The organism is Aurantivibrio infirmus (assembly GCF_054767315.1).
The window spans coordinates 1-12,388 of the sequence record NZ_BAAFSK010000006.1 but is presented as its reverse complement, the minus strand read 5'-3'; the positions used below and the strand labels follow the sequence as shown (position 1 = coordinate 12,388).

Here is a 12,388-nt window from a genome sequence, read left to right as displayed (position 1 = left end):
CTTCTTGGTGAATTCTGAACAGCGAAGTATATCGACCTTTTAAACGCTGAATACTTACGATGCTGAACACAAGTGACAAAGTGGCGCGAAGCTTACCGCAAAATCTTCTCTATGGCAGCGCCGAATCCCACTATCACCTAAGCAAAGGCGTACTCAAACATATCAAAGCCGGTTTTGGCTCGGTATAATTGCCGACTTTTCGTGAACCAGCCGAGGCGAAGCTCCGCGTGTCCAGCAATAACTCTGTCGATGTATCTACTTTCCAAGGCTTGATTGCCGCTCTCCAAAGCTATTGGGCAAATCACGGCTGCGTGATTTTGCAGCCTCTGGATCTGGAAGTCGGCGCAGGGACATTTCATCCCGCAACATTTTTGCGCGCAATCGGACCAGAAACCTGGAACGCTGCCTATGTGCAGCCTTGCCGAAGACCCACTGACGGACGCTATGGTGAAAACCCGAATCGCTTGCAGCATTACTACCAATTCCAAGTCATCTTGAAACCTTCACCCCTCGATATCCAAGAAAAGTATTTAGATTCCTTGAAGATGCTTGGCTTTGATCCTTTGGTTCACGATATCCGCTTTGTTGAAGATAACTGGGAATCCCCGACCCTAGGCGCTTGGGGTTTGGGCTGGGAAGTCTGGCTGAATGGTATGGAAGTCACTCAGTTTACTTACTTCCAACAAGTTGGCGGTCTGGAGTGCTACCCCGTTAGTGGTGAGATTACTTACGGCTTGGAACGACTCGCCATGTATTTACAGGGTGTCGATTCAATTTTTGATTTGGTGTGGACCCGCGGCCCCGATGGCAGTGAAGTAACTTATGGCGATGTCTTTCATCAAAATGAAGTTGAAATGTCGGGCTTTAATTTTAACGAGGCAAATGTTGAGTTTTTATTTAAGGCCTTTGATGAATACGAAGCACAAAGCAAAGCCTTAATCGAAAAACAATTACCATTGCCCGCTTATGAAATGGTCATGAAAGCCTCTCACGCCTTTAATTTACTCGATGCACGCCACGCAATTTCTGTTACCGAACGACAGCGTTTTATTTTGCGAGTACGTACGCTGGCCCGTGCCGTCGCACAATCATATTTTGATGTTAGAAAAAATTTAGGTTTCCCTCTCGCACCGGAAGCTTTACGCCAAGAGGTCTTGGCCGCTAGCGAGGAGAAACACTAATGGCTAAAGATTTTTTAGTAGAAATTGGTTGCGAAGAGTTGCCGCCAAAAGCATTAAAGACCCTCGCACAAGCATTTGCCAAGGGCATTCAAGATGGCCTAACGGCAAACGATCTATCATTTGACTCCCTTCGTTGGTTTGCAACGCCGCGACGTTTAAGTGTTCTCGTTACCGATCTCATCGAGCAAGGACCCGATAAAGAAATCGAAATTCATGGTCCACCGCCCGCTGCAGCAAAAGATAAAAATGGTGCATGGACCAAGGCAGCTGCAGGCTTTGCCGCAAAAAATAATATTTCGCCGGACCAACTACTCCAGCTTGATACACCGAAAGGGCCACGCCTTGGTATTAAAGAAAATGTCAGCGGTAAAAAAGCCACAGAGTGTTTAGCAAAAATAGTTGAAGATGCCTTAGGTACTTTACCTATTCCCAAACGCATGCGCTGGGGTTCTAGTCGTACTGAATTTATTCGTCCAGTGCATTGGCTAGTCTTGTTATTTGGTAGTGAAATCATAAATGCAAAGATTCTTGGCATTGAGTCCGGTAATCAAACTCGCGGCCATCGTTTCCACTGCGATACGCGTTTGGAAGTCAACCAGCCCTCAGCTTACGAACGCTTGTTAGCAGAAGAGGCACACGTCATTGCGGATTTCGATAAACGCCAAGCAATGATCCGCGAACAAGTCGAGTCGCAAGGTAAGGCGCTTGGTGGATGCGCCGTTATCGAAGATGATTTATTAAACGAGGTGACCGCACTTGTTGAATGGCCTGTTGCATTGACCGGTTCATTTGATAAAGAATTTTTGTCGATCCCGAGAGAAGCTTTAGTGTCCTCTATGGCCGAACATCAAAAATATTTTCATGTTGTTAACGAAAAAGATGAGCTGCTCGCGAATTTTATTACCGTTTCAAATATTGAGAGTTCAGATCCAGCGCAGGTTGTCGATGGTAACGAACGAGTAATCAGACCTCGACTAAGCGATGCGGCTTTCTTTTTTGAGACCGACAAAAAGACTAGCCTTGCAGCACGGGTAGAAAAATTAAAAACCGTGGTCTTCCAAACTAAGCTCGGCACTGTTTACGATAAGTCGATGCGTATTCAAAAACTCGCCGGCTATATTGCCACTCAACTAAATGGCGATGTCGAACACGCAGAACGCGCCGGTTTGTTAGCGAAAGCAGATCTTGTCAGTGACATGGTGTTGGAATTCGACAAAATGCAGGGCATTGCCGGTGGCTATTACGCATTAAACGATGGTGAAGCGAAAGAAGTTGCTGAAGCCATTCAAGAACAGTATTTACCGAAATTCGCGGGTGATAGTTTACCTACGAGTTTGGCGGGTTCTGCCGTTTCTCTTGCCGACCGTATCGATACCTTAGTCGGTATTTTTGGTGTCGGCCAAGCACCCACAGGATCAAAAGATCCATTTGGCTTACGTCGCGCAAGTTTAGCCGCATTGCGAATTTTGGTAGAGAAAGAACTTTCTTTAGATTTATTACCCTTATTAGAACAAGCCAAGGTTAATTATTCTGCCGTGTCTGAAATTTCGAACTCCGACGGCGACAAAATTGTTCAGCAAGTATTGGCTTATATGATCGAACGTTTTCGGGCCTGGTACGAAGAACACGATATCCCTGTACAAGTTTTTCTAGCCGTTAGTGCGCGGAACATCACGGCGCCTTTAGATTTCGACCAACGTATTAAAGCCGTTCACGCGTTTAACCAGTTGCCCGAATCTGCAGCGTTGGCCGCCGCGAATAAACGCGTGGCGAATATCCTCGCCAAACAAGACGGTCAAATTGTTACGAGTATAAACGAGGGGCTATTTGTTGAGGCGGCAGAAACCAAATTGGCCAAGCTAATTGGCGAAAAACAAAATGAAGTAAAACCATTGTTTGCCGCAAGTAAATACACGGAGGGCTTGAGTGCTCTGGCTAGTCTGCGAAAAAGTGTTGATGCCTTTTTCGATAACGTCATGGTCATGGCCGACGACGAAGCCTTAAAAAATAATCGCCTCGCCTTATTAATGCAACTCCGCGAGTTATTTTTAGAGGTTGCCGATATTTCCTATTTAGTGCCGGAAAAAACCTAAACCCATGCCGCTAATTATTCTCGATCGTGACGGCGTTATTAATGTCGATTCTGACGATTATATAAAGTCAGCTGACGAGTGGCAGGCAATTCCCGGCAGCTTAGAGGCGATAGCACGTTTGTCATCTGCGGGTTTTAGTGTGGCTATCGCAACTAATCAAAGTGGTCTTGGTCGGGGCTTGTTTACTTTAGACGACCTAGAAGCGATGCACGATAAATTGCGCCAGGGAGTCGAAGATTTGGGCGGTGAAATTGCCGGTATTTTTTATTGTCCTCATAAACCTGATGAAGATTGTAACTGTCGAAAGCCCGAGACTGGTTTGGTCGACGCCATAGAAGAAGAATTAGGAGTGTCAGCGTCTGGCGCACCTTTTATTGGCGATAGCCTAAAAGATTTACAATTAGCGCTTCGTAAAGATTGCCAGGCAATATTGGTCACGACCGGCAAAGGTGCGAAAACTAAAAGTAATTTACCAGAAGACATTCGACAACAAATAAAAATTTACCCAGACTTGGCATCGGCTGTTGATGCGCTCTTGGGTGACTAGCTGAACCCATACTGTGCAACATGTTTAATATAAAGCGTCTTTTCTTTCCTGTTTGTTTAATCCCAGGTTCATTTTTTATCAAGAAACCCTATGGCTGTCGTTAGAAGTTTACTCTTTAATGTTATTTTATATTCCAGCGGAATTCTTTATGGCGTTATCTGCCTAACGTTTTGGCTATTGCCAAAACGTGCTCGATTTCATGCGGTAATGGTTTGGAATCGGTTTGCAATGTGGTGGTTACAAGTGGCCTGCAATATTAAAATTACCATTATCGACCACAACGACCAGCCTCTAACCACCCCTCATGTGATTTTGTCGAAACATCAGACTATGTGGGAAACTTTGTTTTTACAAATTTATTTTTTACCCATCTCAACTATTTTTAAAAAATCGCTTTTAAACATACCTTTCTTTGGCTGGGGCCTTAGCCTTTTACAGCCCATCGCCATTGATCGTACCTCACCGGTAAAAGCGTTGAAGCAGGTAAAGTCAGAAGGGATACAGCGACTCAAAGACGGCATTAACGTTTTGATTTTTCCCGAAGGCACTCGGGTTGCCACTGGACAAGCAGGTAACTACGCCCGCAGTGGTGCAGAAATTGCAAAAGCCGCAGACGTTAATGTAATTCCCGTCGCTCACAATGCTGGTTATTGCTGGCCGAAAAAAAGATTCACTAAATTCCCCGGCGAAATTCGCGTTGTCATAGGTAAGCCTATCGACACATCTTCAATGTCGAGCCGCGAAATAATTGCGGAGGTTCAAAGCTGGATCGAAAACGAAATCGCCGCAATGCCCAAGGCACTGAGTTCATCGGCGCTTAAAGATTAGAGCACTACTTTCTAGTACCAAATTTTGCAATGACTCTGTTTTTTTATTTTTTTCGCTTAGAAATCAACTGATCTAGTTTTTCATCAGCAGTATCGATACTGATTTGCATCCATAGAGGAAGGTGGTCGGAAAGCTGGTAAGTAAATTTGGTTTTGCTGACGTTTTTGTAGGGTAACAAGGATTTGTGATTGTTCTTATAAAAATCGAGAACGCCGCCATTGTCAGTAAAAATTGAACCGGTCTGAACCGGTTGATGAAGAATTTGATCGTAGCGTTTGTTTCTTGCGAGATTACTGCCAAATTCAGATTTCACTAAAGCTTCTGGCGCTTGTAAACCAAACTTCGAAATCGCTTTGTAGAGATCTGATTTAAAACTATCGATATTAAAGTCGCCGAGTAAAATGACATCCCGATCGTCGCAATGCTCATCTTTCACGTATTCCTTTACCCAACTGGCGAGTTGCTCTAGTTCTTTTTTTCTTCCTTCTTTGGTACCCCATTGGATGTGAACAGACAAAGCCACAAAATCAAAACTGCCTGCTTTAAAAGAAGCCATGTAAGGTTTTCGCCACCAGGAAAATAACGGCTCATAAACACCGGTCTTTTTATTTTTTTTCCTGGGGCCATCGGTCTCTGCAGCCATGCCGGTAAACTGAACCGCACGCCTATCAAAGATATAAGCAATGCGCTCTTTGTTGCCACCGGCATCGGTGATGTAATCCGAAAATACGACATCCCAATATTCACCGAGTAGATCCAGAACATATTTCATTTCTGTGACGTCGCGACGTAATTCAACGACGGAGATTAAATCAAACTGATTGAGAATTTCAGCAATGTAATGCAAAGAGCATATCTTTCGGCGTTTCTGACCCCAATGACGAATATTCCAAGTGGCGATATTGATGGTTTCATCAAGTTTAGTAGAGGGAATATTGGCAGCTTCGATTCTGCTGCGCAGAAGTTTTAATCCTTTGAGTTCGGTGGCATTGAGTCGCGAGTGATCCATTTGCAGCTCCAATTAATATGTATAGTTATTTTTGTACTTTTAATTTGCCCTGTCGTTTACAACAAAATGTCATTTAGAAAATTATGTCTTTTGTCCGCAAATCTCGACAATAGCCGCGTTGGCCCATGGCTATCGTCGATGCGACTGATATTTTTCAAACATCCAAATTCGCCACCGCCAAGGCATTTGTTTCGATAAATTCTCGACGAGGCTCTACTTGATCGCCCATCAAGGTGGTGAATATTTGATCAGCCGCTATTGCGTCTTCAACGGTAACTTTTAACATTCGGCGAGTGTTTGGGTCCATGGTGGTTTCCCACAACTGGTCAGGGTTCATTTCTCCAAGGCCTTTATAACGTTGAATGGCGTAGCCTCTTCGTGAAGCGTCCATCAACCAATTTAAGGCTTCTGTGAACGAACTGACCGGTGATTTTCTTTCGCCTCGAACAACATAGGCGCCTTCTTCGATCAAACCAGAGAGGGCTTCGCCTAATTTCACGATGGAGCGATATTCTGCTGAGTTAAAGAAATCGTTAGAAATCGGATAAGCCGTAGTGACACCATGAGCGATGATGTCGACTTCGGGAAGATAGACATGTCTTTCTGTATCTTCTTTAGCAAATACCTTATATCGATGAGAGCCGTCATTATTATTAGCAACCAAACGCGCTAGTAGTTGCTCACTCCAAGCACTCATTGTCGCCTCATTCCCCAAATCGGCTTCACCCAAAGAAGGCAAATAGATCATTTGCTCCAAAACATCCCTTGGATATAAACGCGACAACCTATCGATTGTCGCCATGACTGCACGGTACTGTTTTACCAGTGTTTCCAAGGCGGCCCCGGAAAGTCCAGGTGCATCAGGGTTGACGTGTAAACTAGCTGACTCCAACGCGGCTTGGGTTAGGAATTGAGTTAGTGCGTCCTCATCTTTGAGGTATTGCTCTTGCTTGCCTTTGCTGATTTTATAGAGCGGAGGTTGCGCAATAAAAATATGCCCTCGCTCTACCAGTTCTCTTGTTTGACGGAAAAAGAAGGTGAGTAAAAGGGTTCTGATGTGAGAACCATCGACATCCGCGTCCGTCATGATGATGATGCTGTGATAACGCAACTTGTCGGCGTTGAACTCTTCCGGCCCAATTCCGCAACCAAGTGCGGTAATGAGCGTTCCCACTTCAGCACTTGAAATCATTTTGTCGAAGCGTGCTTTCTCGACATTCAAGATTTTACCTTTAAGAGGGAGAATCGCTTGAGTTCGACGATCGCGGCCCTGCTTAGCAGATCCACCCGCCGAGTCTCCCTCCACTAGGTATATTTCAGAAAGTGCTGGATCTTTCTCCTGGCAGTCTGCCAGCTTGCCCGGCAAACCGGCGATATCGAGTGCTCCCTTACGTCGGGTCAAGTCTCGCGCCTTGCGTGCAGCTTCTCGTGCTTTTGCTGCTTCAATCATTTTCATCACGATTGACTTCGCTTCTTGAGGGTTTTCGAGCAGATATTCGTTGAAAGCAGCGCCCATTTCTTGCTCAACAGCGGCTTTTACTTCTGATGAAACGAGCTTGTCTTTGGTTTGGGAAGAGAATTTCGGATCTGGCACTTTGACTGAGATTATCGCTGTCAGCCCTTCGCGAGCATCATCACCCGTGGTATTAACCTTATCTTTTTTACCAATTGCTTCTTTTTCGATGTAGGTATTCAAGGTTCTTGTTAACGCGGCACGAAAGCCCGCCAAATGAGTTCCACCATCACGTTGGGGAATATTGTTGGTGTAGCAAAAAATGTTTTCTTGGAAACTATCATTCCACTGCAAGGCTAATTCAACACCAATGCCATCTTCACGGGTATTGTTTACATGCATTACTTTATTAATTGGGCTTTTGTTGTGATTCAGAAACTCTACGAAAGCCCGCAAACCACCCTCGTATTCATACACCTCTTCTTTAGCGCTGCGCTCATCTTTAAGACGAATACGCACACCAGAATTCAAAAACGACAACTCACGAAGGCGCTTGGCTAGCTGCTCGAAGTGAAAGGCGATATTGGTAAAGGTGTCTTTTGAAGGAATGAAATGTACTGCGGTTCCCGTTATGGTCGTTTCTCCCACAACGGCTAGAGGAGCTTGCGGAACACCATGAACATAAACCTGTTCCCAGACTTTACCTTCACGGCGAATTGTTAATTTAAGGTGTTCAGACAAGGCATTTACCACCGAAACCCCGACTCCGTGAAGGCCACCGGATACTTTATAAGTATTGTCATCGAACTTACCGCCTGCGTGGAGAACGGTCATAATGACTTCTGCTGCGGAAACACCCTCTTCATGCATCTCCGTCGGTATCCCTCGGCCATTATCAGAGACTGAGATCGACTCATCGGGATGTATAAGGATCGTGATTTCAGAGCAGTGGCCAGCGAGCGCCTCATCAATCGAGTTATCGACCAGCTCAAAAACCATATGATGAAGGCCCGTGCCATCATCAGTGTCTCCAATGTACATTCCTGGCCTTTTTCTTACGGCATCAAGACCTTTAAGTACTTTGATACTGTCAGAATTATAGGTCGGTGTATCGGACATGCTCTTCACTCCAGGGGTTGATCCCCTAATTTTACGTTTTTGTAATTTGCTTAATTGCCTAGGTTTGGCGAGTTTTCTTTATTTTTAACTTTTTATTCTCTATTCACCTTGCCAAGTTCCACGTGAAACGTTGCTATCTCTTTTCTAGTGCTTTCTGGCCACATATCGTTCAGCGGCTTTCGTTCAACACCAGTAACAAAAACCTGCGACTCCAGGTCTGTGAGCCATCGCCCGAGCATAGCTTGATGCTCAAAATCCAATTCAGAAGGCAGATCATCGATCAAAAAAACTGCCTGCCTGCCTGTAATCTCCTTAAAAGCCCTACTTTGTGCAACAACAAGGGCTGTCACTAGTGACTTTTGTTGTCCACGAGAAAGCACATCGGCAACACCGTGAGACTGGGTTTTGATATCGATATCTGCCCTGTGGGGACCCGAGGAGGTGTAACCTCGCTGAATATCGATACCTCTATTCTTATCTAAAACGTCCTGATAACTCTGGTCTTCATTCCATCCTCGTCGGTAGGAAATCGAAATACCTTCGACGCCAAGGGCATCTGTATACTGATTAAATGCGTCTAAAAAAGGAGAGAAACTCTTAGCGCGAATTTTATCAATTTCTTCCGCGAAACCAACCAGTTGCGTATCCCAGGAGCGCAGCTGAAAGGGCTCTATTCTATCATGACGGAGCAAATTATTGCGCTGTTTTAGACAGTCTTGAAGCTTTCGCCAAACCGGTAGAAAACGAGGTTCCACGTGAAACGAAAGCCAATCTAAAAACTGCCTTCTTGGTTTTGGTGGGCCATTTATTAGCTCAAAGCTATCGGGGTTTATTGTCAGGATCGGTAGGTTTTCTGCCAGCTTAGCTGCTGATAGAACTGGCTCGCCATTAACCTTTATTGAGGTGTCGCCCTGGCGCGTCTTCTCGACCCCCACTTTTATCACCGAGGGAGAGTCTGGCGCGTCAATCTCTGCAAAAAGAACCAGGCTGTTTGCATCGTAGTTAATTATTGGTTTTGGTCGATAACTTCGAAACGAACGGCCCAGGCCTAGGACATTAATTGCCTCGAGTATGCTGGTTTTCCCGCTACCGTTTTTACCGTAAATAATATTTATTCGGGCGCTGGGTTGCAGTGTAGCCTCTACAACATTACGAAGATTCTTAATATTGACTCGTCGTAGAGGCATCGAATTGTTTCTTGGTGGGCTTAAAGTGGAGATAGTGGAAATACCCACTACGCCTTAAAGGCGCATGGGCATTATCACGTAGGCTGAATCACCGCCTTCAGGCTCTTCAATCAAAGCGCTGGTATTCGCATCGACGAAGGAGGCTTTTAGGTTTTCAGATGACAGAACATTGCTGATGTCTAACAAGTATCCGACATTAAAGCCAATCTCTAAGGTATCGCCGTTGTAATCTACCTCAACCTGCTCCTCCGCCTCATCCTGCTCTGGATTATTAGCAACCAAGGTCATTAAACCCTCGTTTAAGCTTACGCGAACACCCCGGTATTTTTCATTGGAAAGGATGGAAGCTCGAGAAAAGGCTTGGCGTAGCATCATACGGTTACCAAACAGGATGTTGGCACCGCCTTTGGGAAGAACGCGATCATAATCTGGAAATTTCCCATCGACCAACTTAGAAGTGAACAGGAATTCAGGGGTAGAGACTTGAATGTGTTTGTCGCCAATGGTGACCTGAACTTCTTTCTCTGGGTTGTCCGCCAACATGCGCGACAACTCCATGATGCCCTTTCGAGGTACTATCGCCGTTACTTTATCAGCTGCGCCGGTGTCTACATCTTTGGTGCACATTGCTAGGCGATGACCGTCTGTTGCAACACTACGTAGCTGGCCCGCTTGGGCTTCCCACAACATACCATTGAGATAATATCGAACATCTTGCTGGGCCATCGCAAAAGCCGTGCTATCGATCAAGCGCTTGATGATGCCTTGAGCACAGGAGAACTGTAACAAACCAGATCCCTGCTCAACATTGGGGAAGTTTGTGCTGGGTAATGTTGAAAGTGCGAAGCGGCTGGACCCACTTTTAAGGGTTAGCCGGTCTTCCTTCTCGGTAAATTGAATCGTTGCGCCATCGGGTAATGACTTGCAGATATCGAATAATTTTTTTGCAGGGACGGTCGTCTCACCACTTTCGCCTGCTTGCTGGAGAGAGGTTTTCGCTACAATTTCTACTTCCAAGTCCGTGCCTGTCAGCGATAGTTTATCTCCCTCTAACACAACCAACACGTTCGCCAATACCGGCAATGTTTGGCGGCGCTCAACAACACCGACCACTTGCTGCAATGGCTTCAATAAATCTTCGCGGGAAATACTAAATTTCATTCAATTAATCTCTGATATAAATCTTTCAAGGGGCTTAGGAGGTGAAACTGCAAAGTAAAAAGTGTCGGTATTATCGAATGGCTAGAAAGACAACTCAATAGAACATCTCGATAAATTGATGTCTCTTTTAGCACGGGTTTTTTGCAACATCTACGCCTCGTTAAAAGAGGTCTTTTTTAATTAGGTGGTTAAAGAACGCAATAGATTCTTGCAGTCTTCACGGATATCACCATCTTCTTCTCTTAGTGTTTTAATTTTGCGACAAGCGTGTAACACCGTCGTGTGGTCGCGACCACCAAAGGCATCACCGATCTCGGGCAAGCTATGATTAGTCAGTTCTTTCGCCAGGGACATTGCAACCTGTCGCGGGCGCGCTACAGAGCGATTTCTCCGCTTCGATAATAAATCGCTGATTTTTATTTTGTAGTATTCCGCAACGACTCGCTGAATATTATCAATACTCACCTGTTTATCTTGCAGAGCCAGCAAGTCTTTTAAAGCCTCCCGAACCAAATCAACATCAATTCGCCGCCGCATAAAATGCGCATTTGCGATAACGCGTTTTAAAGCGCCTTCTAATTCACGAATGTTTGAACGGATTTTTTGTGCAATAAAAAACGCGGCTTCGTGAGGAAGATCCATATTGGTCTCTTCCGCCTTCTTCATCAAAATGGCTACTCGCGTTTCCAGCTCTGGTGGCTCAACAGCAACGGTTAAACCCCAACCAAAGCGAGACTTCAATCGCTCCTCTAGCCCATTGATCTCTTTCGGGTATCGATCGCAAGTTAAAATAATTTGCTGGCCGCCTTCGAGCAAAGCGTTAAAGGTGTGAAAAAACTCTTCTTGAGAACGATCTTTACCGGCGAAGAATTGAATATCATCAATTAACAATGCGTCCACAGATCGATAATAGCGCTTGAAATCGTTCATCGCGTTTAGCTGTAAAGCTTTAATCATGTCCGCGACAAAGCGCTCGGAATGCAAATAAACAACCTTCGCGTTGCTGTCTCGTTTAACCAGTTCATTGCCCACAGCGTGCATTAAATGCGTTTTACCCAAACCAACACCACCATAAATAAACAGTGGGTTATAGGAACCGCCGGGGTTCTCTGCAACCTGTCCCGCAGCCGCCAAGCCAAGCTGATTTGATTTACCTTCGACAAAACTCTGAAAGGTAAAATTTTTATTTAAATAGCTTCGATGATGAAGCCCACCTTCCACTTCTATTTTGCTTGTCTGAGAACGGTGAGCATGGGGGCTCGTAATGATAGGGGAATCTGTTTGAAACGCCTGCGAAATATTACTAACCAATTCTGGTGCCGCTGCTTTAAAAGAGTTTTGTTCCGGCTCTGCTTGCACACCATTCAAGGTCTCTTTATTTTGCTCGATGGCCGTGTTGGTTGACGCCTCCCGCAACTGAGAAGCACTTTGTTGAAAATCTGCTGGCATTGTAGCGACTACACCGAGGGCTACTTCAAAGGGTTGATTACTAGGGGAATGTTCGCCTGCTAGCTCTCGAATTCTATTTAGAAATTTTTCAGAGACCCAATCCGAAATAAATCGATTGGGCGCTAGCAAACACAATTTTTCTTCGCTTTCAGCTTGCGCTTGAAGGGGTCTAATCCAGGTATTGAACTGTTGCGAAGGAAGCTCGTCGCGCAAATGCGTAATACACTTATCCCAAATCATCTGCGGTAACACCTGCCCCATTTATCTACTCTCTTTTAAAGCAATCTATCTATACAGAAAAAATGCGTTTTCTGAACAAGGCCTATGTCGGCCAAAATTTAATTTCGTTTCGTCATCTAGC

Annotated in this window: 10 protein-coding genes; 5 read left to right on the top strand and 5 right to left on the bottom strand. The window is 45.1% G+C overall.

Features of this window, described 5'->3' with window-relative positions:
• Positions 1–59: 59 nt before the first annotated feature.
• From ACYUCY_RS13805 to ACYUCY_RS13785, 5 genes are all read left to right on the top strand, one after another.
• Positions 60–188 carry a hypothetical protein gene (locus ACYUCY_RS13805; protein ID WP_460227096.1) on the top strand — a complete coding sequence of 43 codons (129 nt, stop codon included), beginning with the start codon at positions 60–62 and terminating at the stop codon, positions 186–188.
• Between the two features lie 39 nt (positions 189–227).
• Positions 228–1,181: a glycine--tRNA ligase subunit alpha gene (gene glyQ, locus ACYUCY_RS13800; RefSeq protein WP_460227095.1), complete on the top strand. Its 954-nt coding sequence runs from the start codon at positions 228–230 to the stop codon at positions 1,179–1,181.
• Positions 1,181–3,274, top strand: a complete 2,094-nt coding sequence (glyS, locus tag ACYUCY_RS13795; RefSeq protein WP_460227094.1) for a glycine--tRNA ligase subunit beta — start codon at positions 1,181–1,183, stop codon at positions 3,272–3,274. Before glyQ ends, glyS begins: the two co-directional genes overlap by 1 nt.
• Before the next feature lie 4 nt (positions 3,275–3,278).
• The gene (gene gmhB / locus ACYUCY_RS13790) at positions 3,279–3,821 is read left to right on the top strand and encodes a D-glycero-beta-D-manno-heptose 1,7-bisphosphate 7-phosphatase (RefSeq protein WP_460227093.1); all 543 of its coding nucleotides are present in this window, start codon (positions 3,279–3,281) and stop codon (positions 3,819–3,821) included.
• Positions 3,822–3,911: 90 nt separating this feature from the next.
• A complete protein-coding gene (locus ACYUCY_RS13785) occupies positions 3,912–4,649 on the top strand; it encodes a lysophospholipid acyltransferase family protein (protein WP_460227092.1) in 738 nt (245 codons plus the stop codon).
• 43 nt (positions 4,650–4,692) lie between these two features.
• Here the strand turns inward: ACYUCY_RS13785 and ACYUCY_RS13780 are convergent, their stop codons facing one another.
• The 5 genes from ACYUCY_RS13780 to dnaA form a co-directional block, all read right to left on the bottom strand.
• A complete protein-coding gene (locus ACYUCY_RS13780; RefSeq protein WP_460227091.1) occupies positions 4,693–5,658 on the bottom strand; it encodes an endonuclease/exonuclease/phosphatase family protein in 966 nt (321 codons plus the stop codon).
• A gap of 154 nt (positions 5,659–5,812) precedes the next feature.
• Positions 5,813–8,230 (bottom strand): DNA topoisomerase (ATP-hydrolyzing) subunit B, encoded by a 2,418-nt coding sequence (gyrB, locus tag ACYUCY_RS13775; protein WP_460227090.1) that lies wholly within the window; start codon positions 8,228–8,230, stop codon positions 5,813–5,815.
• A 92-nt stretch (positions 8,231–8,322) separates the two neighbouring features.
• Entirely contained in the window at positions 8,323–9,417 is a 1,095-nt protein-coding gene (recF, locus tag ACYUCY_RS13770; RefSeq protein WP_460227089.1) for a DNA replication/repair protein RecF, read from the bottom strand.
• 54 nt (positions 9,418–9,471) lie between these two features.
• Positions 9,472–10,578, bottom strand: a complete 1,107-nt coding sequence (gene dnaN, locus ACYUCY_RS13765) for a DNA polymerase III subunit beta (protein ID WP_460227088.1) — start codon at positions 10,576–10,578, stop codon at positions 9,472–9,474.
• Between the two features lie 180 nt (positions 10,579–10,758).
• Positions 10,759–12,288, bottom strand: coding sequence for a chromosomal replication initiator protein DnaA (dnaA, locus tag ACYUCY_RS13760; protein ID WP_460227087.1), 1,530 nt, complete (start codon positions 12,286–12,288; stop codon positions 10,759–10,761).
• Between the last annotated feature and the right edge of the window lie 100 nt (positions 12,289–12,388).

What these genes read in the sequence shown, in the direction of transcription:
- ACYUCY_RS13805 (WP_460227096.1), top strand. Translation starts at nt 60, where the DNA reads ATGCTGAACACAAGTGACAAAGTGGCGCGAAGCTTACCGCAAAATCTT.
- dnaA (WP_460227087.1), bottom strand. Translation starts at nt 12,288, where the DNA reads ATGGGGCAGGTGTTACCGCAGATGATTTGGGATAAGTGTATTACGCAT.
- gyrB (WP_460227090.1), bottom strand. Translation starts at nt 8,230, where the DNA reads ATGTCCGATACACCGACCTATAATTCTGACAGTATCAAAGTACTTAAA.
- ACYUCY_RS13780 (WP_460227091.1), bottom strand. Translation starts at nt 5,658, where the DNA reads ATGGATCACTCGCGACTCAATGCCACCGAACTCAAAGGATTAAAACTT.
- dnaN (WP_460227088.1), bottom strand. Translation starts at nt 10,578, where the DNA reads ATGAAATTTAGTATTTCCCGCGAAGATTTATTGAAGCCATTGCAGCAA.
- gmhB (WP_460227093.1), top strand. Translation starts at nt 3,279, where the DNA reads ATGCCGCTAATTATTCTCGATCGTGACGGCGTTATTAATGTCGATTCT.
- glyS (WP_460227094.1), top strand. Translation starts at nt 1,181, where the DNA reads ATGGCTAAAGATTTTTTAGTAGAAATTGGTTGCGAAGAGTTGCCGCCA.
- ACYUCY_RS13785 (WP_460227092.1), top strand. Translation starts at nt 3,912, where the DNA reads ATGGCTGTCGTTAGAAGTTTACTCTTTAATGTTATTTTATATTCCAGC.
- recF (WP_460227089.1), bottom strand. Translation starts at nt 9,417, where the DNA reads ATGCCTCTACGACGAGTCAATATTAAGAATCTTCGTAATGTTGTAGAG.